Genomic DNA, 22,227 nt, shown 5'->3' with positions numbered 1-22,227 from the left:
GGGGAGGCTGGGCCTTTGCGCACAGGTCACCCATACTGGATGGTAATTCTATTGGTACTGGCGGTGCTGGCCCTGACAATTGTAATACCGAATAATGTTCTAATCAGCAATAATGATCAGGTGGGGTTGGCTCTGGATTGGCAGGAGGCCCAAGGTGTGGCTCAAGCCGCAGGGGTTCCGACCGCCGAGCTGGTCCAGCAACTGCAGCCGGAAGGAGCCGGGTATATGACTGTGCGTGAGGATACCCTGGGCCGACTGAAGCAAACGGGGCGCATTCAAGTTCTGACCGGCTGGGAACTCTACCAACTGACTCAGATGCTGAGCTCAGAGGACGCAGCGGAGGAGGAATTTCGGCTTCAGGACACTTATGTGCTGACGACTAACCAGGAGTTGTTTAACCGGCTAAAGGAGCGTCTACAGCGGCGTTTTCCGGATCAAGTACGCACTTTGGCCTGGGCAGCGGATAATACGTACGCCTTGGCTGTGTCGGTGCACCGGGATCAATTGACTCCAGTGGGGATTGGTATTTCACCCAGCGAAGTAGCTGCTGTTCGAGCCTTGGGCTTTGAACCGGTGTTGGTTTGGCTGGACGGTGCGAAAACGCTGGGAGAACTAAAGCTGGATCTAAATGATGTGGCCCAACTGCAACCGGCAGCCCTGATTCCGGGCCCGCTGCCGGCGGCGGCTGGGCCGGAAGTAGGATCTAGGCTGGCTCAACTGGATATTGTCCAGGGGGTGCCCGAATTTGACCCGCCGTTAGGGGCAGCCGCTGTGGCAGCCGCCGGCGATTACAAAACTGTGCGTGTCTACGAGCGGCCGGTACATACTATCTACCAGGAGTATTTGCTGGCTGTGCGAGATCGCAATGTACGCTTAGTGGTATTACATTTGCTGTGGCAGGTACCGGCGGCCCAAAAAGGTCAGTCGCTGGTGGATGCTAATCGGACCCATCTGAGCCGTACGGCCGCAGCCCTAACCGCCGCCGGCATGAAGCTGGGTACTTTGCAGTCGTTTCCGCCCCGGCAGGCCAACCGCGCAGTTGTGGCGGCCATGTTAGGTTTGACGCCGGCCCTGTTTGTCTACCGGCAGCGGTGGCCGTGGATGCTCTGGGTGCTAGTTGGTGCCGGTACCGGTTTGGTGGCGCTATTGGTGCCGCCGCTGATACTGATGTGGTTGCGCAAAGGGGCGGCCTTGGCCATCGCCGGTTTTTTGCCGGCCAGAGCCATGTTTCAGGCTTTAAGCACCGCCCAGCGCCAGACAGCCGCACCGGTGATGCGGGGGCTGACAGCCCTGATGGGTTCAGCGGCACTGACTCTGCTGGGTGGAGTTGTTGTCCAAGGCTTATTGGGGGATATTGACTTCCTGCTAAAGCTGCATGTATTTTCCGGCATTAAAGTGGCTTACTTGATTACCTTTGCTTTGGTACTGGCGGTAGCCTATGGGGAACAATGGCGGGGCCGCCGCTGGTGGCAGGAGAAACAGATTGCTCCAGTGGAGCTGCTAGTAACAGGGTTGCTGGGGGTAGCGGTGTGGGTGTTGTTTAACCGCAGCGGTAACGCCTCTATTATCCCGATACCGGCCTGGGAGCTTAAGGCCCGCAGTTTTTTGGAGGCGGCTCTTTTTGCCCGGCCGCGGACAAAAGAGTTTCTAGTGGGACATCCGGCACTGATGTTGGCTGCTGCCGGTTGGGCTGAGGATAAGTTTTACCGGCCGCAGCTGTTGGTTCTAGCAGCAGTGGGGCAGGCTTCGCTGATAAATACGTTTGTTCATCTCCATACTCCGGTTGCGATTTCCCTGGTACGATCGCTGTTGGGATTGGGCGGCGGGGCTCTGGTGGGGGCCCTTCTGCTGGGGGTCGGTAATTTTGTAGCAAGGAGGGGAAAGCGTAATGCCTAAAGTGGTGCTCTCCGGTTACTTTGGCTTTGGCAATGCAGGTGATGAAGCCATTTTGGCGGCTGAGGTGGCGGCATTAAGGCAGCTTATCCCCCAAGTGGAGATTGCGGTGTTATCGGGAAACCCGCACGAGACGGCGGCCACTTATAACGTGGAAGCCGAGCCCAGAGGTAATTTGTGGGCGGTGAGCCGGGCTTTGCGGTCGGCTGATCTGTTGATCAGCGGTGGCGGGAGCCTGCTGCAAGATATTACCAGCAACCGTTCGATCCCCTATTATCTGGGTGTGGTGGCACTAGCCAAACTGTTAGGTAAGAAAGTGATGCTCTATGGTAACGGGGTTGGGCCGATCAGAAACCCGTTTAACCGGCTGTTGGTACGTTGGCTGGGAAATTGGGTCGATTTGATCACGGTGCGCGATGAAGGGTCCAAGAGAATCCTGCAAGAATTAGGGGTGACCCGGCCGCCACTGCTGCTCACTGCTGATGCTGTCTTTACACTGGAGCCGGCCTCAAGAGAGGCGGCCGAGGAAGTGCTACGGCGCGGCGGGGTAGGCTCAGACCGGCCCCGTATCGGGGTGTCGGTACGGGAGTGGCAGGACCGGCAAGAGTTCAAGGAAGTGATGTCGTCGGCCATTGATAAGTTTGCCGCGGCTCATAAGGCCGAAGTGGTTTTCTTGCCGCTACAGCACCCAGGGGACGTAACGGCGTCAGAACAAGTGGCCTCCTTTATGGAGCAGCCGGCCACAATTATTACTGAACGCACCGCTGTTCCCACCACCATGGCTTTGTACGGGGCGATGGATATAGTGCTGGGGATCCGCTTACATGCTTTGGTCTTTGCCGCTTTGCAGGCTGTGCCCCATGTGGGTATTGTCTATGATCCTAAGGTGGCCAGCTTCTTGGATATTGTCGGGCAGCCGGTGGGCGGACCGGTGGAATGCCTGGATGGAGATCATGTGGCTGAGCAGCTGGCCAATCTGTGGCTCAAGCGGCGGCAAGCCAAGACAGATTTAGAAGTAGCCGCCAAACAGTTAGCTGAACTGGCCTGGCGCAACGCCGAGCTGGCTGTTGCTCTGCTTAAAGGAGAAAATTAGGGTGGATGATAGAGTTTGGATTCTAGGTGTACCCTTAAGTTCCGTTACTGCCGACCAGGCCCTAGCCCAGTTGTCTGTCTGGCTGAGAGAGGACAAAACCCGGTTAGTCTTTACTCCTAATGCCGAGATTATTGCTTTGGCTCAGGATAATCCGGAACTCAAGGCTGCCTTAACAGCGGCCGACCTTACGGTGCCGGACGGGATCGGAGTTGTTTGGGCGGCACGGCAGCTAGGTACTCCGCTTAAGGAGCGGGTACCAGGTATCGACCTGCTGGAGCGCCTCCTGGCCCTGGCAGCGGCTGAGGGTTATACAGTCTACTTTTTCGGAGGCCGTCCGGGGGTGGCGGCCGAGGCGGCGCAGCGTGTGCAGGCCCGTTATGACAATTTGCTGGTGGTCGGGACTCACCATGGCTATTTCGACCCCGGGGAAGAAGAACAGATTCTAGTTCAGCTTCAAGCTTTGCAGCCGGATATCCTAGTGTTGGCTTTAGGGGCGCCGAAACAAGAGCTGTGGCTTACCCGTTATGTTAACCGGCTCCCGGTAAAGGTGGCCCTGGGGGTGGGCGGAAGTTTGGATGTTATGGCTGGACAGGTTAAGCGGGCGCCGCTGTTGTGGCAACGGTTGGGTCTGGAATGGCTGTATCGGATTGTAACCGACCCACGCCGGCTGAAGCGGGCCTGGCAGTTGCCGCGCTTTGCGGGGATGGTATTGAAGGCGAGACGCCCAGGGACAGAATAAGGAATACATAATGAACTGGAGGCAGGGAAATGGCACTGGATCCTGAATTGGAGCAGCACCTGGAGGAAAAGGCTCGGCTTATTAGGCAACACATCATCAGAATGACTCAGGCTGCCAAGTCAGGGCACCCCGGAGGATCGTTATCGGCGGTGGAAATTCTGACGGTGTTGTATTTTTATTTTATGCAACTGGACGCGGGCAGACCCGACTGGCCGGAGCGGGACCGGTTTGTGCTGTCTAAGGGACATGCCGCACCGGCGCTGTATGCAACCTTGGCTGAGCGGGGTTTTTTCCCAGTGGCTGACTTGATTTCACTCCGTCAGCTGGGCAGCCCGCTTCAAGGGCACCCGGACATGAAAAAAGTCCCGGGGGTGGAAATGTCCACCGGGTCTTTAGGCCAAGGCTTATCATGCGCCTGTGGCATGGCGCTGGCCGGACAGCTGGATAAGGCCGGTTGGCGGGTGTATGCGCTGCTGGGTGACGGCGAGTGCCAGGAAGGCCAAATATGGGAGGCGGCCATGGCGGCAGCCCATTACAAGCTGGACAATCTCATTGCCTACTTGGATTATAACCAGTTGCAGATCGACGGCCCGATTAGGTCGGTGCTAAACCCGGAGCCATTTCCGGACAAGTGGAAGGCTTTTGGCTGGCAGGTATTCACTGTGGACGGACATTCCTTAACGGAGATTATTGCTGCTACCGAAGCGGCCCAGCTTTCCACTGGGCGCCCCAGCATGATTATTTGTCATACAATTAAAGGCAAAGGCGTGTCCTTTATGGAAAATGAGGCTGGCTGGCACGGCAAGGCGCCGACTGATGAGCAAGCCAAAATCGCCTTAGCTGAGTTGGTGTAAGGAGGGTCGGGACGTGACCGAAAGAATTGCTACCCGGGACGCCTACGGCCAGGCCCTGATAGAGCTGGGTCGGGAGCTGAAGGAGTTAGTGGTGCTGGACGCGGATCTATCCCAATCTACGAAAACGGCTGGCTTTGCCAAGCTGTTTCCGGAGCGGTTTTTCAACATGGGTATTGCCGAGGCGAATCTTATGGGAACTGCAGCCGGTTTAGCAGCGGCTGGGAAGATTCCTTTTGCCAGCACTTTTGCTGTGTTTGCCACTGGTCGGGCTTTTGACCAGGTGCGCAATTCCATCGCTTATCCAGAGCTCAATGTCAAGATTTGTGCCACTCATGCCGGCATTACCGTGGGTGAAGACGGGGCTTCCCACCAAACTCTGGAAGATTTGGCCTTAATGCGAGCTTTACCGGGGATGACAGTGTTGGTACCGGCAGACGCTCCGGAGACGAAGCAGGTGATTCGAGCGGCAGCGCGGCATCAGGGACCGGTCTATGTTCGCTTGGGACGGGCAGGTGTGCCAGTGGTCTGTGACGGTGACTATGAGTTTAAGCTAGGGGAGATTGCGACTTTGCGTTCCGGCTGTGATCTGACTGTTTTTGCTTGCGGCTTTATGGTAGCGGTGGCCTTGGAAGCAGCGGAGTATTTGGCTCGAAAGGGTATTAGCGCCCAAGTGGTTAATGTGGCCACTGTTAAGCCCTTGAATGTGCAGCAGGTGGCTCAGGCGGCGGCGCAAACCGGAGCCGTGGTGACCTGCGAGGAACATAGTATTATCGGCGGGTTGGGAAGCGCTGTGGCCGAAGTTTTGGCCGAACACTGTCCGGTTCCGCTGGAACGGGTTGGGGTTAAAGATGTGTTTGGTCAGTCGGGCAAGCCGACTGAGCTGTTGGAGCTCTATGGCTTGACGGCCAAGGACGTGGGCGCGGCGGCGGAACGGGTTTTGGCCCGGAAAAGGATATGAAAGCGGCACCGGTCTTAGTAAGCGCCTGTCTGAGCGGGAGGCGGTGTCGCTACGATGGGGCCGCCAGTGGGTGTCCAGACATAGAAGCTATGGTAAAAGAGGGACGGGCGGTGCCCTTTTGCCCCGAGGTTGCCGGCGGCCTGGCGGTGCCACGCTGGCCGGCGGAGATTCAAGGCGGCAGCGGCGAAGACGTGCTGGAGGGTAAAGCCCGAGTAGTTAATTCGCACGGCCAGGATGTAACTGAAGCTTATGTCTGCGGAGCCCAAGCAGGAGTGGCTTTGGCCCAGAGCTTAGGTGTTCGGCAGGCCATCTTAAAAGAGAAGAGCCCGGCTTGCGGGGTGTACCTAATTTACGACGGCAGCTTTAAGCGCCGTCTACGCCAGGGGCAGGGGGTTTTGGCCGCTGCCTTGACAGCTACTGGCATAGAGGTAAAGAAAGCATAAGATAACCACAACTGTTTGGGTTGGAACCGGTAGATTGCCGGTTCCTTATTTTGCCTGAGAAGGAAAGCAAGTGAAAAAAGGATTTTTATCTACCCCTGTCGAAGAACTTACATCATCTGGCGAAAGAGAAGAACAAGACATAAAAGCAGTCGAAATAGGGAGTGTGACAACAGGTGATCGAGTTTGACCGGGTCACCAAGATTTATAATCGCGATACGTACGCTCTTGATAAGGTGACGTTGAAGATAAACAAGGGTGAGTTTATATTTCTGGTGGGGCCCAGTGGCGCCGGCAAGAGCACTTTTGTCCGCTTGCTGTTGCGCGAAGAGCTTCCTACCGAAGGACGAATTGTAGTAGACGGAGTGGAAACCGGGCGGTTACGTCCCAGGGAGGTACCGTTTTTCCGTCGCCGCATCGGGATGGTCTTTCAAGATTTTCGCCTGCTACCGGAAAGAACTGTGTCTGAAAACGTCGCTTTTGCTCTGCGAGTAGTGGAAGTGCCGCGCCGCGAAATCTACCGGCGGGTACCGCAGGTGTTGCATTTGGTAGGACTGGCGCACAAGTCACGAGCCAAACCGGCAGAACTGTCAGGGGGAGAGCAGCAGCGGGTGGCGTTAGCCCGAGCCTTAGTGAATAATCCGCCTATTTTGTTGGCCGATGAACCAACTGGGAACTTGGATCCGGAGACTTCGTGGGAAATAGTTAAGTTGCTGCTGGAGATTAACCAACGCGGCACTACCGTGGTGGTGGCCACCCATGCCCACGAGATAGTAGATCGCGTCCGGCGCCGGGTAGTGGAGCTAGAACGAGGGCGTGTGGTGCGGGACGAGGAAAAGGGGGCCTATGGCGGTGAGATTTAGCACCTGGGAGTTTTACCTGCGCGAAGCCGGCCGCAGCTTGGTGCGTAACCGGTTTATGACTTTGGCCTCAATAAGTACGGTGGCGTTGTCGCTCTTGATTCTGGGCCTGTTTCTGCTGGGAGCGGTTAATCTTAACCACATAGCTTTGACACTGGAAAACCAGGTGGAAGTCAGTGCTTACTTAGAAGATGAGCTCGAGGCGGAAGAAATTACAGCTATCACAGCCCGAGTCCAGGGGCTGACTGGTGTACGGGAGGTCAAATTCATCAGCAAAGAAGAGGCTTTGGAGCGGCTCAAGGAGCAGTTCGGTGAGCGCAAGGATCTGTTGGCTTCGGTGGAAAAGAACAATCCTCTGCGCAATGCCCTGGAGGTACGTACCCTAACACCCACCAATGTAAAGCCGGTGGTGGAAGAACTGAAAGGGCTACCCGGCGTGGCCAAAGTCAGTTTTAAGGAAGAAATTATTGAACGCTTGTTTGCACTGACTAAAGCCATCCGCTTGGCCGGTTTGGCAGTGGTGCTGCTGTTAGTGGGGGCAACAATCTTTCTTATTTCCAACACGATACGGTTGACGGTTTTTGCCCGGCGCCGGGAGATTAGCATCATGAAACTGGTGGGAGCTACCGATTGGTTTATTCGTTGGCCCTTTGTTCTCGAAGGTCTATGTTTGGGCCTGCTGGGCAGTGTTCCGGCGCTAATATTGGTGGTTCGCTTTTACCATTGGTTGGCCGCCGGTGTTTACCAGACACTGCCGTTTATTCCCTTGCTGCACCCTGATAGCATACTGGGTCGGTTGCAGCTGCTGTTGGTTGGGATCGGTATTCTAGTGGGGACTTTGGGCAGTGCCATTTCCATGCGCCGGTTCTTGCGGGTCTGAACATGAGCACGGGGAGGAATAACTATGCGTAAGCAAGATCGGAGAAGGGGACGCTGTTGGCTGGCATCCATGGCCATGGTACTTTGCCTGGTGGCTCTATGGACAGCCGCGGTTCCGGCCTGGGGCCAAGCTAATCCTCTGGATGAGAAGCAGCGGGAATTGCGTCAGGTTGAAGAAAAGAAAGCAGCTACCTCGCAGCAACTACAGCAGGCCAAGAAACAAGAACGGAACCTAACGGCGGAGCTTAATACGCTGGAGAGGCAGTTAGAAGAAGCAGAACATGAGCTGGCCGTTCTGAACCAAAAAATGCAAACTACTGAACATAATCTGCGTCAGACTGAGGCGGAGTTGAAGAAAACTGAAGCCGAACTGGCCGAACAAATTGACATCCTGGGCGAACGCCTGCGGGCCATGCAGGAAAATGGATCGGTGAGCTACATAGAAGTCCTGCTCTCTTCTGGGGACTTCAGCGATCTATTAAACCGGTTTGATTTACTAAAAGAAATCGTGGCCCAAGATGTTGTGCTCATGGAAAGTATTAAAAAGAAACAAGCGGAAATTGAAGTTCAGAAGCAAGCTCTGGAGAAAAAACGGACAGAGCTGCTCAGCCTTCAGGGTTCGGTTCGAACCAAGAAGCAGACTATCGAATCCAGAAGTAGGGCCCGAGGAGAATTGTTGGCGCAGATCACTAATGAGAAGAAGGCTTATGAGCAAGCACTAAACGAACTGGAACGAACATCGCGAGAACTGGAACTGGCTATCCGCCGCTTGCAGTCGCCTGATGATCCGGCCACCGTCGTGCGGGGAAAAGGGGCCATGGCCTGGCCCACAGCGGGATCCATCACTTCTTACTTTGGCTACAGGACCCATCCGGTTTTTGGAACGAGAAGACTTCACAGCGGACTGGACATTGCTGCATCATACGGTCAGACAGTGGTAGCGGCGGCCGATGGCACGGTTATTATGTCCGGTTCGTACGGTGGCTATGGCAAGGCAGTAATTATCGATCACGGCGGCGGCACGTCTACCCTGTACGGACATAACTCAGCTTTACTGGTAAAGGTGGGTCAAAAAGTGCAGCGGGGACAAGCTATTGCCAAAGCAGGCAGTACCGGTGTTTCCACCGGGCCGCATTTACACTTTGAAGTAAGGGTCAACGGCACACCGGAAGATCCGTTGGGCTGGTTATAGCACAGCACCGGAGCGACCTGAATAAGGCCGGCTCCGGTGTTTATACATTGAGTACAGATTTTTTATTACAAACTGGTTACAAAAAAGAAGGAGTTTGGGTTATACAGGTAGAATTAATGCAAAGCATTGAATACTCATAGGGAGGGGTTCAAGTGTTAACAGTCAGACGTAATGGGTTCCTAATTCTGCTGGCAATGTTTTTGGTGCTGGTTCTGGTAGCAGGTTGTACTCCCAAACCAGAACCAGAGGCCGAGAAAGAACCAGAGGAACCGGCCGAAACGCAATTTGTCAACATTGCTACCGGTGGAACGGCTGGAGTTTATTTCCCGTTGGGTGGTGCTGTGGCCGACATACTGAACAAGAACGTGGAAGGTGTTAACGCCAGTGCTCAGAGCACGGGGGCTTCGGTTGCCAATATCAACATGTTAAAAGACGGCGAAGTAGAGATGGCTTTTATTCAAAACGACATCACCTATTATGCTGCTAACGGCGAAGAGATGTTCGAAGGCAAGAAGGTAGGCGGACTGTACGGTATTTCTACCATCTATCCGGAAACCATTCAGATCGTTACTTTGGGCAGAACCGGAATTAAGAGTATTGCCGATGTGAAAGGTAAACGCGTGGCTGTGGGAGCGGCTGGCAGCGGCACGGAAGCTAATGCCCGCCAGATTCTGGCAGCTCACGGGATCACTTACAATGATATTACCGTTCAATACCTGTCCTTTGCTGAAGCGGCCAGCAACCTTAAAGACGGCAACGTAGATGTGGCGTTTGTAACCGCTGGGTTCCCCACGGCTGCTATCCAGGATATCGCTGCTCAGCACGAGGTGGTATTGCTGGAGGTTGAAGAGAGCATTGCCGACAAACTGATTGAACAGTACCCGTTCTATACCAAAGTGGTGATTCCGGCGGGAACTTATCCAAAACAGGATGCTGATGTGGACTCTGTGGCTGTAATGGCTATGTTGGTGGTCACGGAGGATATGGATGAAGACCTGGCTTATGACGTCACCAAAGCCATCTACAGTAACCTGGATCGGTTAGTGACGGCCCATGCAGTGGGCAAAATGATCACCAAAGAAGGAGCTCTGGATGGTATGCCCGTAGAGCTGCATCCAGGCGCGGAAAAGTACTTCAAGGAAGAGGGAATCCTGTAAAAACCCGAGCCGGCACAGGTACTCTAGCTGCCCTCGGGGCACTATAGTTGGAGGTGACTGGGCACTGGTTCGTCCAGTGCCCAGCTCTATATGAGCAGAAGATATGCGATATTGCTGCTGGCGCTGGTATGGATAGTAGGGTTATTGTATTTCCCTTTACCTCATCTCGCTGTTGAGGACGCCCATGGACAGCTGGTTTGGCAACCCTTTCTGGGGCTGGAGCGGCGTTTTAGCTTGCGGTATCGGCATTCAGTTCAGAAGACACTTTGCTGGGAAGATTTTATTGTGGGAGAAAACGGCGATTTGGTTTTGGTAGCCACACGGTACGAATCTTTAGGGGTGGGTTTGCCTTTTGCTGTTGGCGAAGGCCAGCTACTTAACAAAGAAGGGCAGTTTCATTTGACCGGCCTGAACAGGCATTTCCCCGATTTGGTCCTTCGAGCGATGCCTGTGGCCGAACAAGCGCTGGTGGTGCGAGGTCGGACTTATAAATTTAATGATTCTTTCGCTCCCGGAGCGAAGATAAAGCTCAGAGCTAAAGACCTGTCGCTGCTTCAGCTTCTCAGCTACAAACTGAGTAAGGAGGAAGGGTAACTTGGTGGATACACCGAAGATTCAATCGGAAGAGACAATTGACGTAGATGAGTTTTTGGCCAAATACGACCGGGAATCGGATTATCGTCGCCTGACAGGATTCGCCAGTCGAGTGATATCGGCTATTGCCATCTGCTTCTCGTTGTTTCAACTTTATACTGCTATTTTTGGTGTGCTGGATGCTCAGATTCAGCGCTCTATTCATTTGTCTTTTGGTATGGCATTGGTATTCCTCCTTTATCCCAGCCGGGGCAGTTGGTCCCGAACCAAGCTGCATCCGCTGGATGTGGTGCTGGCTATAGTAGCGGCGTGTGTTCCGCTGTATGTTGTGGTGAATTACCAAGAGTTGGTGCTCAGAGCCGGAACCGTTACACCGGCAGACCTGGTTGTCGGTGCCATCGGGGTGTTGTTTGTGCTGGAAGCAGCGCGGCGCGTAGTAGGATTGCCTATAGTATTGGTGGCCAGCATCTTTGTAGTCTACGCGTTTATTGGACCCTATTTGGTAGGGTTACCAATTAAGCAGCTCCAGATTTTGGCCCATAAGGGTGTGGGCTTGAGACAGTTGGTATACCACCTGTACTTTACTACAGAGGGGATTTTCGGTATTCCGCTAGGGGTATCTTCAACATTTATCTTTCTGTTTATTCTCTTTGGAGCTTATCTGGAAAAAACCGGAATGGGCAAGCTCTTTATTGATTTGGCCAACGCTTTAGCCGGCTGGGCCAGTGGCGGACCGGCCAAGGTGGCAGTGCTGTCCAGTGCACTAATGGGCACTGTGTCCGGGAGCTCTGTGGCCAATGTGGCCGGCACCGGTAGCTTTACTATCCCCATGATGAAAAGCTTGGGATACAGCCCCGAATTTGCCGGTGCTGTGGAGGCGGCGGCTTCTACCGGGGGTCAGCTGATGCCGCCGATTATGGGAGCAGCCGCTTTCTTAATGGCCGAATTTACCGGCGTACCCTATATCCAAGTGGTGAAAGCGGCGGTGATTCCGGCTGTCTTATACTACATCGGCATTTGGAGTGGAGTGCATCTGGAAGCTAAGCGGTTGGGACTAAAAGGGATACCGCGCGACCAACTGCCTAAAGTGGGCCCGTTGTTACTGGAGAAAGGGCACCTGATCTTACCGTTGGTAGCTATTGTGTATCTGTTAGTAACCGGGCGCACACCCATGAGAGCCGCCTTATGGGCTATTTTGCTGTCCATTGTGGCCTGTATGCTGCGTCGGTCCACACGAATAAAGCTGATAGATATTGTGGACGGTTTGGAGCAGGGTGCCCGGGGAGCCCTCGGCGTGGTGATCGCTTGCGCTACCGCCGGTATTATTATCGGCGTGGTTACCAAGACCGGGCTGGGTTTAAAGATGGCTACCGCCCTGATTGACTTTGCCGGGGGAAAACTGCTTCCGACTTTGTTCTTTACCATGATCGCCTCTATTATTCTGGGCATGGGTGTTCCCACCACGGCCAACTATGTTATTACCTCTACGATTGCGGCCCCGGCTTTACTCCAGCTGGGGGTACCGACCATGGCCGCCCACATGTTTGCTTTTTACTTTGGCATTATTGCTGACGTTACCCCGCCGGTGGCGTTGGCTGCTTATGCCGGATCCGGAATTGCTAAGGGAGACCCGATGAAAACGGCTTTTAATGCCTCTAAGCTGGCTATTGCCGCCTTTCTAGTACCTTATATGTTTGTAATGTCGCCAGTACTGCTGATGATGAATGCTACCTTGCCGTTGGTGCTTAGGGTAATGGCCACAGCCATAATTGGCATGGTTGGTATTGGGGCGGCGGTGGAGGGGTATCTGCTAACAGATGTTACTTGGCCGGAACGGTTGCTTTTACTGGCCGGCGGGCTGCTAATGCTGGACCCGGGCAAATTCACTGACTTTATCGGGCTCGCTCTTCTAGGAGGAGGATTCTTTATCCAAGTACTAAGGGCTAGAAGAGCTGAAGAAAAGACAACTGCGGCCTAGATTGAGCGGGGATCTTTTTGAAGAATTTGTGAAAACATTGTGCACCTCCTAGACAGAGATAAGCCTGGATAGTACAATCTTAAGGTAGAAGGGTAACTAGGTTATGTTTAGGAGGTGCATGTTCAGATGGGTAACTTTTGGTGCCGCTTCAACCAGAAGAACAGTTATGTCTGGGTGGCAGTGGTTGCTCTTCTGATTGGTGTTATCGTAACTGCCGGGTGCACGGCTGTTTTTGATGCCAAAGGGGATTCGGCCCAAAAGAGCGACCGACAGGCTCAAGCTGCTCCAGCCGAGGAGGCAGCGGCGCCGGTCTTAAGTACTCTCCCCGGGGGAGATCCTGATGCCATTGCTGATATGGTGGATCAGGTAGGGCCGGCAGTGGTGATGATCAATACCACTGTAGTACAAAAACGTCAGGGAATTGATCCTTTTTTGGACGATCCTTTTTTCCGTTACTTCTTTGGTGATCGCATTCCGTCGGTTCCAGGGGATCGTCGAAGCCAAGGTTTAGGCAGCGGGTTTATCACCAGTTCCGATGGTTATATCCTCACCAATGAGCATGTGGTGGACGGTGCTGAAGAAGTGCAAGTTACTGTGTCCGGCTATGATGATGTTTTTCCGGCCAAAGTAGTTGGAACGGACAAGGAGCTGGACTTGGCCATATTGAAGATCGATGCTCCCAAGCCCCTACCTACGGTCAAACTGGGCAATTCGGACCGTACGCGGGTAGGCGAGTGGGTGGTGGCCATCGGCAACCCTTATGGGCTGGATCACACGGTTACTGTAGGTGTGGTGAGTGCCAAAGGACGGCCGGTACCGGTACAGGATCGAATTTACAAGAACCTGCTGCAAACTGATGCGGCAATCAATCCCGGTAATAGCGGCGGCCCCCTGCTAAATCTGAACGGCGAAGTAATCGGTATCAATACCGCTGTGAATACTGAAGGTCAAGGCCTGGGATTTGCCATTCCCATCAATACGGCTAAGGAAGTGATGGGTTCGCTACGGACCGAGGGCAAAGTAATACGTCCTTGGCTGGGGGTATCCATCTTAGATGTAACCGCAGATCTGCAGCAGTACTTTAAGTTGCCGGATCGACGCGGAGCCATTGTGGGTGAAGTTATAGGCGGGAGCCCGGCTGCTAAGGCAGGTATCCAGGTGGGCGATGTGATCAAAAAAGTAGATGATGATGTGGTGGAGAGCGCTCAAGACCTGGTGGAAATCATTCAAAAGAAGAAAATAGGCAGCAACGTAGGGCTAGAGGTTTACCGCAACGGACGAACATTGTTCCGCTTAGTGGAGATCGAGGAGAAACCATAAGTACCGGGAGGGCGCAGAGACCCTCCCCTGCTCTTAGCTCCTTGACACTGATACAACCTGTGAACCGACACGTGGGGGCCGGGCTTTGTCCCGGCCCGTAAAATGTGCGGGTAGTCTGTGAACATGGCGATTTTATGTTCATTGCCGGGAGGCAATGTTTTGTGTTAGAATAAAATTAAGAAACCAGGGCGGGCGTAACGGCCCGCGCTTTTTGATGAAGGAGTTGCGGCGAAGCCAGGGCCGGTGGGACCGTGATCTCAGGCTCTCTAAAAGGGGAAGTGAGTTAGCATGGAGCAGAGACTGCGCTTACAAACCGACCTTGTTCCCAGGGGCGACCAAGCTAAAGCTATTGAGGGCTTGGCCCAAGGGATACGGGCGGGTTATAAACACCAAACTTTACTTGGGGTTACCGGATCCGGTAAAACTTTTACCATGGCCGGGGTGATTGAAGCTGTGCAGCGACCTACCTTGGTAATCGCCCATAACAAGACTCTGGCGGCTCAGTTGTGCAGTGAATTCCGCGAGTTTTTTCCGGACAACGCTGTGGAATATTTTGTCAGCTACTATGACTACTATCAACCGGAAGCTTATATTGCCACCACTGATACTTACATTGAAAAAGATGCGTCCATCAACGATGAAATAGATAAACTGCGCCATGCTGCCACCAGTGCTTTACTGGAGCGGCGAGATGTGATTGTGGTGGCCAGCGTCTCGTGCATTTACGGCTTAGGCTCACCGGAAGAGTACCGGGAACAGGTGTTGTCTTTATGGCCCGGAGATGAGCGGGATCGTGATGAAGTATTGAAGAAACTGGTGCAGATGCAATACAGTCGTAATGACTTAGAGCTGAGCCGAGGAAAGTTTCGGGTACGCGGTGATGTGGTGGAAATATTTCCGGCTGCTGCCAGCGCTCGGGCAATTAGGGTGGAATTTTTTGGCGATGAGATCGATTCGCTGCTGGAATTCGACACCTTAACCGGTGAGGTGCTGGGACAACGGCGGCATGTGGCCATTTATCCGGCCAGCCACTATGTTACCTCGATCCAGACTCGAGTGCGGGCCATGGCCTCCATAGAAGCTGAACTAAAGCAGCGGTTAGCCGAACTTAGATCTCAAGACAAACAGTTTGAGGCCCATCGCTTGGAGCAGCGAACCCGCTATGATCTGGAGATGCTGGCCGAGCTGGGCTACTGCCAGGGGATAGAAAACTACTCCCGCCATCTGACCGGTCGAGCTCCGGGAGAGCCGCCGTATACGTTGCTGGACTTTTTCCCCCAAGACTACTTAGTTATCATTGACGAGTCGCATATGACTATTCCGCAACTGCATGCTATGTATGCCGGCGATCGTTCGCGCAAGGACAGTTTGGTGGAGTACGGTTTTCGCTTGCCTTCCGCCTACGACAACCGGCCGTTGGTGTTTGATGAGTTTATCCACCGGGTCAAAGAGGTAATCTTTACCTCGGCTACCCCGGGACCGTTTGAACTTGAGGTTAGTGAGCAGGTAGTGGAACAGGTGGTAAGGCCTACTGGGTTGCTGGATCCGGAGGTTGAGGTTCGGCCTACTCAGGGTCAAATAGATGATTTGCTGCACGAAATCGGCCTTAGAGTCGAACAAAGTCAACGGGTGTTGGTAACCACTTTAACTAAACGCATGGCCGAGGACTTAACCGATTACCTCCTCGATGCCGGTGTGCGCGTGCGTTACTTACACTCGGACATCGGTACCTTGGAACGAATGGAGATAATTCGCGACCTACGTCTGGGCGAATTTGATGTATTAGTTGGCATTAACCTTCTGCGTGAAGGCCTAGATTTACCGGAAGTATCTTTGGTGGCGATCTTGGATGCCGACAAGGAAGGTTTTTTGCGGTCGCACCGGTCCCTAATTCAGACCATCGGTCGAGCAGCGCGGAACGTAGACGGCCGAGTAATTATGTATGCTGACACGGTGACCGATTCTATGCGCCAAGCCCTGGAGGAGACCAATCGGCGGCGACAGATCCAAGCCCAGTATAACCAGGATCATGGGATCACACCGCAAACAGTACAGAAAGCCGTTCGTGATGTAATCGAAGCGACTAAAGTAGCCGAGAAGGTGGAAGAATATCTGCCCCGGGAAAAGAGCGTTAAAGCCATGTCAGCGGCCGAATTACGGCAGTGGGTGAGTGAGCTGGAACAAAAGATGCACGCAGCTGCCAAACGCTTGGCCTTCGAGGAGGCAGCCCAGTGGCGGGATTTGTTGTTAGAGGCCAAGATGTTGCTGGGGAAATAGGTTTGGCAGAAAAACCCTGTACAGGCAAGGAAAATGTGGATAGAATATGAGTAAAGGCTAAGAGGAGGAAAAAGTATGTCAACACAGGTTCCGGTGATCGTGTATTCTACGCCGACGTGACCCTATTGCACTTTGGTGAAGGAGTTTCTTTCCCAGCATAACGTCACCTTCACAGAAAAGGATGTGGCGGCTGATCGAGAAGCGAGGCAGGAAATGCTCGGATTGACCGGTCGCTCGGCCGTACCGGCACTTAAGATTGGCAATCAGGTGGTAGTCGGTTTCGACCGCACTCGGATCAGTGAGCTGTTAGGCTTATAACAAGTAATTTGGCGGCCTCGCCGTCCCCTCTGACCTGATGGTAGGTGGTGGGGAGGGCGAGGCTTTTTTATGTCAATATGAGCAAGTAACAGAAAGTTGTAGGCATATAATCTTAGTGTGGAGAACATGGGATAGCACATTGCGTTAAATGTGCTATAATGTAACCATGAGACAAAAAGGAGGACTTGTCTTGCACCAGTATCGGTTCGTGAAATGGCTGGACGAAGTTACTAAAGATGACGTGGCGCTAGTGGGGGGGAAGGGGGCTAATTTGGGCGAGCTGACCCAAAATAAGATAGAAGTGCCACCGGGCTTTTGCCTAACGGCTGATGCCTATAGGTATTTTCTTCGGGCTGCCGGGCTGGAAAGGAAAATAGCTGCGATTATTCACGGGCTGGAGGTGGAGGATTCTTCCCGGCTGCAGACCGAGAGCGCACGGATACGAGAGCTTGTTGTCAACTCGGCTGTACCGGAGGAGATTTCATTGGAAGTTCGCACCGCCTATGAGCAGCTCGGCCAGCAGATAAACACAACCGATCCGGCGGTGGCAGTGCGCAGTTCGGCCACGGCTGAAGATCTGCCGGAGGCATCTTTTGCCGGGCAACAGGACACATTCTTGCAGGTTCGCGGTCCGGCGCCGGTGGTGGAATATGTACGACAGTGCTGGGCCTCTCTGTGGACCGCCAGGGCAGTATACTACCGGGAAAAGCAAGGGTTTGACCATTTGGAAGTGGCCCTTAGTGTTGTGGTCCAAAAGATGATAAACAGCGGCAAGTCGGGGGTGATGTTCACAGCCAATCCGGTAACCAACGATCCGGAGCAGATGATGATCAATGCCAGCTGGGGTTTAGGCGAAGCCGTGGTTTCCGGCCTAGTGACGCCGGATGAATACCTGGTAGATAAGAATACCCTGTCCATTGTTGATCAGAACATAGCTGAGAAAACCGTCATGATTGTAGATTGCCCAGACGGGTCGGGCACTAGAAACGTGCCGGTAGCTGATCAGTTGGGACCGGATATGATCCGGGCTCAGTGTCTGACTGCAGCGGAGATTATGCAGTTGGTACAATACGGGCGTAAGATTGAGGACCTTTACGGCTGCTATCAAGACATTGAATGGGGCTATGATCAGGACACAGGCAGACTGTATATTCTGCAGGCCCGTCCGGTAACTACCTTCAAAGGAGAGGGAAAACCGATGGATAAGGAAGCTGCCGGTAAGACTAAGGTATTGGTGCGGGGATTGTCTGCTTCTCCCGGCCTAGGTAGCGGAACGGTGAAGAAGATAAAAGACGTAACTGAAATTGCCCGCATTGAAGCCGGCGACGTCTTGGTTACGGTGATGACTAATCCCGACATGGTCCCGGCCATGCGCAAGGCCAGTGCTGTGGTGACGGACGAAGGCGGGCGCACTTGTCATGCCGCTATTGTGTCCCGAGAGCTGGGTATCCCTTGCATAGTGGGCGCCAAGGTGGCAACAGCGGTATTGGCCGAAGGCAGTAAGGTGACAGTTGATGCCACCTGTGGTGTTGTCTATGCCGGGGAAGTTATCCAGGAGAAGCAACCGGGCCCCAGGAATCAAGCGGGCCTAATGAGCGCTGTTATCAACGAAGAGCTTATCACCCAGCTAACTCCGGTCACTGCTACCAAGATCTACATGAACCTGGGTCAGCCTTCGCTGATAGACAAGTATCGGGCATTGCCGTTTGACGGCATCGGACTGATGCGGACAGAGTTTATCTTTTCGGATCTGGTTGGGGCGCATCCCATGTATTTGGTGAAGACCGGTCAAGGGAATGTTTTGGTGGAGAAAATGGCGGCAGGAATCAGCACCGTGGCACAGGTGATTAATCCTCGCCCGGTGGTGGTAAGGCTGAGCGATTTTCGTACTAATGAGTTCCGCGGGTTAAAGGGCGGCGAAGAGGTGGAACCGATAGAAAACAATCCGATGATTGGCTGGCGTGGTGTGGCGCGCTATATTTCACCTGAGTATGAACAAGGTTTTCGGCTGGAATGTCAGGCTATCCGTAAGGTGAGGGAAGAGTTTGGCTTGACCAATGTTTGGGTGATGTTACCTTTTGTCCGCACTATCTGGGAACTGAAGCGAGTCAAAAAGATCATGGTCAGCGAAGGCTTGGTGCAGGGAAATAACTTCAAGCTCTGGATTATGGCTGAAGTGCCATCGGTTATTTTTGAGGCTGAAGAGTTTGCCCAAGAGGTGGATGGCTTCAGTATCGGCAGCAATGATCTAACCCAGCTCATCATGGGAGCCGATCGGGATTCAGGGATTCTTAACCGCATGGGGTACTTTGATGAACGAAACCGAGCGGTGAAGAGGGCTATTGTAATTTTGATCCAGGCGGCGCACAAGTATGATAAGACCGTTTCCATCTGTGGACAGGGGCCTTCTCAGTATCCGGAGTTTGCCTCGTTTCTGGTGCAGCAAGGCGTCGACAGCATGAGTGTAAATCCTGATACAGTGGTATATACCAAGCGCATAGTGGCTTCAGTGGAGCGAAAGATAATGCTGAGAAATATGCGCCAAGAAGTATCTAATGCGTAAGAAGATTAGAGAGGGGCAACCCTCTCTTTTTTGTTCAAAATGCGTGTCTATTCAAGTGTAAATTATGTTATTGAAGATCCAGCGATGCCCATGCACGGCAAATGAATGATTACCCGTCATTCCGAAGGAGCAAAGTGACAACGAAGAAGAGTTTTTGTGGCCTCTATTGCTAATGCCTATCATTAAATACCGGTTGGCTTTACTATTCGGTGTGATATAATGGAGGGCGAGAAAGTTGACGGGACGAAAGTGAGGACTGAAACCGCCATGGCGGAGCAATACATTCGGGTTCGAGGTGCCAGGCAGCACAACCTGAAGAACGTCAATGTGGACTTGCCTCGAGACAGGCTAATAGTGATTACTGGGCTGTCGGGTTCGGGAAAGTCGTCTTTGGCTTTCGACACCATTTATGCCGAGGGCCAGCGTCGGTACGTGGAATCGCTGTCAGCTTATGCTCGCCAGTTCTTGGGCCAAATGGACAAACCAGATGTGGACTCTATTGACGGACTGTCGCCGGCCATTTCCATTGACCAAAAAAACACTACTCATAATCCCCGTTCGACGGTGGGTACGGTAACGGAGATCTATGATTATCTGCGGCTGCTGTTTGCCCGCATCGGGCAACCACATTGCCCCCATTGTGGCAGCAGCATCCGAAGACAGACAGTGGATCAAATGGTGGACCGGTTGCTGGAACTGCCGGAAGGAAACCGGGTGTTGATTTTGGCACCGCTGGTACGTGGCCGCAAGGGCGAACACCAACGTATTATTGAAGAAACGCGAAGAAACGGTTTTGTTCGCATGCGTATCGACGGACAAGTTCGCGAGCTGTCCGATGAGATTAGGCTGGAGAAGAATAAGAGGCATACGCTAGAGGTGGTGGTGGATAGGCTGCGGATCCGCAGCGATATCCGCAAGCGGCTGGCTGACTCCCTGGAACTGGCCCTGGGCTTAAGTGGCGGTCTGGTGCTGGCTTCTATACTGGAAGGGGACGAGCTCACTTTTTCCCAGAACTTTGCCTGTCCCGACTGTGGCTTCAGCTTTGAGGAATTGTCGCCGCGGTTGTTCTCTTTTAATAGCCCGTACGGGGCTTGTCCCAAGTGTACCGGGTTGGGTATTACCATGGAAATCGATCCTGACTTGGTTATTCCTGATCCGGATAAGTCTATTGCTGACGGAGCCATTGCCCCGTTTAGCCGGTCGGCTAATTATTTCCCCCAGATCCTGGAAGCTTTAGCCCGTCATTACGGTTTCAGTACCGAAGTCCCGGTGAAGGAACTGGGGCCAAAGCATTTGGACCTCCTTCTCTATGGTAATAATGGCGAGCGCTTTCGGGTCAACTATGAGACTCGTTGGGGTGAGTCGCGTATTTTTACCACCGATTTTGAAGGTGTGATTCCTATTCTTGAGCGGCGCCATCGCGAGTCGCAGTCCGAGGGAGCGCGCACAGAGTACGAGGAGTTTATGAGCACGCATCCTTGTCCCGCCTGTCAGGGCAGACGGCTGAAGCCGGAAGCGTTGGCAGTGACTGTCGGGGAAAAGAACATTGCGCAGGTCACAGAAAGTTCTGTGCTCGAGGCGCAGCAGTTTTTTGCTGCGGTGAAGTTTACGGAACGGGAGCAATTAATAGCAGAGCGTATTCTGAAAGAAATCCAGGCCCGGCTGGGGTTTCTGATCAATGTGGGTCTAGACTATCTGACCTTAGATCGTATAGCCGGGAGTTTGTCCGGCGGTGAGGCCCAGCGAATTCGCTTAGCCACCCAGATCGGTTCCGGCCTGACCGGGGTTTTGTATATTTTAGATGAGCCCAGTATCGGTTTACATCAGCGCGATAATAAGCGCCTGCTTCAGACCTTGAAGGATCTGCGGGATTTAGGGAACACCGTGATCGTAGTGGAGCACGATGCGGAAACCATGGGAGCGGCCGACTTCTTGGTGGATGTGGGGCCGGGAGCCGGAGAGCAAGGAGGCGAGGTGCTAGCGGCCGGGCCGTTGAAAGATATTAAGGCTTGTCCTCGGTCTATTACCGGTCAATACCTCAGCGGGCGGCGCCGTATTCCTGTTCCATTGGCCCGCCGGGAGCTGAACGGTAATTGGCTGACAGTTGTCGGTGCGGCCGAGCACAATCTAAAGGATATTGACGTCAGGATACCCCTGGGCGTGTTTGTTTGCGTCACCGGTGTGTCCGGATCAGGGAAGAGCACTTTAGTTAACGATATTTTGTATCGGCAATTAGCTCATGATCTGCATCAGGCGCGTCAGCCGGCTGGGCGTCATAAAGACATCTTAGGCAAAGAGTATTTAGACAAAGTGATTGCTATCGACCAAGCACCCATCGGCCGCACACCCAGGTCCAATCCGGCAACTTACACCGGTGCCTTTGATCCCATCCGGGAGTTGTTTAGTCTTACGCCTGAGGCTAGAATGCGCGGTTATAAGCCAGGTCGTTTTAGCTTCAATGTGCGCGGCGGCCGCTGTGAGGCTTGTCGCGGCGACGGCATCCTCAAAATAGAGATGCATTTTCTACCTGATGTGTACGTGCCCTGTGAAGTGTGTAAAGGTAAGCGCTACAACCGGGAGACGCTGGAGATTAAGTACAAAGGGAAAAGCGTGGCCGATGTGCTGGAAATGACGGTCACAGAGGCGTTGTCCTTCTTTACCCATATTCCTCGGGTGGCCACGAGGCTACAGACATTATACGACGTCGGTTTAGGTTATATCCGGTTGGGACAGCCGGCTACCACCCTCTCCGGTGGTGAGGCCCAGCGGGTTAAGCTGGCAACGGAACTCTCACGTCGCTCCACTGGACGCACTTTGTATATTTTGGATGAACCCACCACCGGACTGCATTTTGCCGACATCGAAAAACTGATTCTGGTTCTGCAGCGGTTGGTAGATACAGGTAACACCGTACTGGTGATTGAGCACAATCTGGACGTGATTAAGGCTGCGGATTATGTGATCGATCTCGGACCTGAGGGCGGTGAGAAAGGCGGACAGGTGCTAGCCGTGGGTACACCGGAGGCAATTGCTCGTTGCCCTCATTCGTATACCGGACAATTCTTAAGCCGGGTGCTGAAGGAGAAGGCGGTCTTGGCCGGACGCTAAGGGG

Annotated in this window: 17 protein-coding genes; all 17 read left to right on the top strand. The window is 53.5% G+C overall.

From position 1 onward, the window contains the following. Positions 1 to 15: 15 nt before the first annotated feature. On the top strand, positions 16 to 1,896 hold the full coding sequence (locus GX016_01590; protein HHT70256.1) for a hypothetical protein: 1,881 nt from the start codon (positions 16 to 18) through the stop codon (positions 1,894 to 1,896). Beyond that, positions 1,889 to 2,986 (top strand): polysaccharide pyruvyl transferase CsaB, encoded by a 1,098-nt coding sequence (gene csaB, locus GX016_01585; protein ID HHT70255.1) that lies wholly within the window; start codon positions 1,889 to 1,891, stop codon positions 2,984 to 2,986. Before GX016_01590 ends, csaB begins: the two co-directional genes overlap by 8 nt. Before the next feature lies 1 nt (position 2,987). After that, on the top strand, positions 2,988 to 3,725 hold the full coding sequence (locus tag GX016_01580; protein ID HHT70254.1) for a WecB/TagA/CpsF family glycosyltransferase: 738 nt from the start codon (positions 2,988 to 2,990) through the stop codon (positions 3,723 to 3,725). 29 nt (positions 3,726 to 3,754) lie between these two features. Then, entirely contained in the window at positions 3,755 to 4,579 is an 825-nt protein-coding gene (locus tag GX016_01575) for a transketolase (protein HHT70253.1), read from the top strand. Positions 4,580 to 4,592: 13 nt separating this feature from the next. Beyond that, entirely contained in the window at positions 4,593 to 5,537 is a 945-nt protein-coding gene (locus GX016_01570) for a transketolase family protein (protein HHT70252.1), read from the top strand. Then, positions 5,534 to 5,980, top strand: coding sequence for a DUF523 domain-containing protein (locus GX016_01565; protein HHT70251.1), 447 nt, complete (start codon positions 5,534 to 5,536; stop codon positions 5,978 to 5,980). Before GX016_01570 ends, GX016_01565 begins: the two co-directional genes overlap by 4 nt. A gap of 173 nt (positions 5,981 to 6,153) precedes the next feature. After that, positions 6,154 to 6,840, top strand: coding sequence for a cell division ATP-binding protein FtsE (ftsE, locus tag GX016_01560; GenBank protein ID HHT70250.1), 687 nt, complete (start codon positions 6,154 to 6,156; stop codon positions 6,838 to 6,840). After that, the gene (locus GX016_01555; GenBank protein ID HHT70249.1) at positions 6,830 to 7,717 is read left to right on the top strand and encodes an ABC transporter permease; all 888 of its coding nucleotides are present in this window, start codon (positions 6,830 to 6,832) and stop codon (positions 7,715 to 7,717) included. The genes ftsE and GX016_01555 overlap by 11 nt, the downstream gene beginning before the upstream one ends. 24 nt (positions 7,718 to 7,741) lie before the next feature. Continuing rightward, positions 7,742 to 8,908: a peptidoglycan DD-metalloendopeptidase family protein gene (locus GX016_01550; GenBank protein HHT70248.1), complete on the top strand. Its 1,167-nt coding sequence runs from the start codon at positions 7,742 to 7,744 to the stop codon at positions 8,906 to 8,908. A gap of 194 nt (positions 8,909 to 9,102) precedes the next feature. Then, positions 9,103 to 10,065 (top strand): TAXI family TRAP transporter solute-binding subunit, encoded by a 963-nt coding sequence (locus GX016_01545; GenBank protein ID HHT70247.1) that lies wholly within the window; start codon positions 9,103 to 9,105, stop codon positions 10,063 to 10,065. Between the two features lie 90 nt (positions 10,066 to 10,155). Then, a complete protein-coding gene (locus GX016_01540; GenBank protein HHT70246.1) occupies positions 10,156 to 10,659 on the top strand; it encodes a DUF1850 domain-containing protein in 504 nt (167 codons plus the stop codon). A gap of 4 nt (positions 10,660 to 10,663) precedes the next feature. Beyond that, the gene (locus tag GX016_01535; protein HHT70245.1) at positions 10,664 to 12,637 is read left to right on the top strand and encodes a TRAP transporter permease; all 1,974 of its coding nucleotides are present in this window, start codon (positions 10,664 to 10,666) and stop codon (positions 12,635 to 12,637) included. 126 nt (positions 12,638 to 12,763) lie between these two features. After that, complete coding sequence (locus tag GX016_01530) at positions 12,764 to 13,957, top strand: trypsin-like serine protease (protein HHT70244.1); 1,194 nt, start codon at positions 12,764 to 12,766, stop codon at positions 13,955 to 13,957. A gap of 288 nt (positions 13,958 to 14,245) precedes the next feature. Then, positions 14,246 to 16,234, top strand: a complete 1,989-nt coding sequence (gene uvrB / locus GX016_01525; protein ID HHT70243.1) for an excinuclease ABC subunit UvrB — start codon at positions 14,246 to 14,248, stop codon at positions 16,232 to 16,234. A gap of 75 nt (positions 16,235 to 16,309) precedes the next feature. After that, positions 16,310 to 16,552: a glutaredoxin family protein gene (locus tag GX016_01520; GenBank protein ID HHT70242.1), complete on the top strand. Its 243-nt coding sequence runs from the start codon at positions 16,310 to 16,312 to the stop codon at positions 16,550 to 16,552. Positions 16,553 to 16,742: 190 nt separating this feature from the next. Next, positions 16,743 to 19,115, top strand: a complete 2,373-nt coding sequence (gene ppsA, locus GX016_01515; GenBank protein ID HHT70241.1) for a phosphoenolpyruvate synthase — start codon at positions 16,743 to 16,745, stop codon at positions 19,113 to 19,115. A 267-nt stretch (positions 19,116 to 19,382) separates the two neighbouring features. After that, positions 19,383 to 22,223, top strand: a complete 2,841-nt coding sequence (gene uvrA, locus GX016_01510) for an excinuclease ABC subunit UvrA (protein HHT70240.1) — start codon at positions 19,383 to 19,385, stop codon at positions 22,221 to 22,223. The last annotated feature ends 4 nt before the right edge of the window (positions 22,224 to 22,227 follow it).

The sequence above is a fragment of the Bacillota bacterium genome, assembly GCA_012837285.1.
Classification (GTDB): domain Bacteria; phylum Bacillota; class DTU030; order DUMP01; family DUMP01; genus DUNI01.
This window is presented reverse-complemented; position numbering and strand designations above follow the sequence as displayed.

Coding starts and splice junctions, on each gene's coding strand:
- csaB (HHT70255.1), top strand. CDS start 1,889: ATGCCTAAAGTGGTGCTCTCCGGTTACTTTGGCTTTGGCAATGCAGGT.
- GX016_01575 (HHT70253.1), top strand. CDS start 3,755: ATGGCACTGGATCCTGAATTGGAGCAGCACCTGGAGGAAAAGGCTCGG.
- GX016_01565 (HHT70251.1), top strand. CDS start 5,534: ATGAAAGCGGCACCGGTCTTAGTAAGCGCCTGTCTGAGCGGGAGGCGG.
- GX016_01550 (HHT70248.1), top strand. CDS start 7,742: ATGCGTAAGCAAGATCGGAGAAGGGGACGCTGTTGGCTGGCATCCATG.
- GX016_01545 (HHT70247.1), top strand. CDS start 9,103: ATGTTTTTGGTGCTGGTTCTGGTAGCAGGTTGTACTCCCAAACCAGAA.
- GX016_01540 (HHT70246.1), top strand. CDS start 10,156: ATGAGCAGAAGATATGCGATATTGCTGCTGGCGCTGGTATGGATAGTA.
- GX016_01530 (HHT70244.1), top strand. CDS start 12,764: ATGGGTAACTTTTGGTGCCGCTTCAACCAGAAGAACAGTTATGTCTGG.
- uvrB (HHT70243.1), top strand. CDS start 14,246: ATGGAGCAGAGACTGCGCTTACAAACCGACCTTGTTCCCAGGGGCGAC.
- uvrA (HHT70240.1), top strand. CDS start 19,383: ATGGCGGAGCAATACATTCGGGTTCGAGGTGCCAGGCAGCACAACCTG.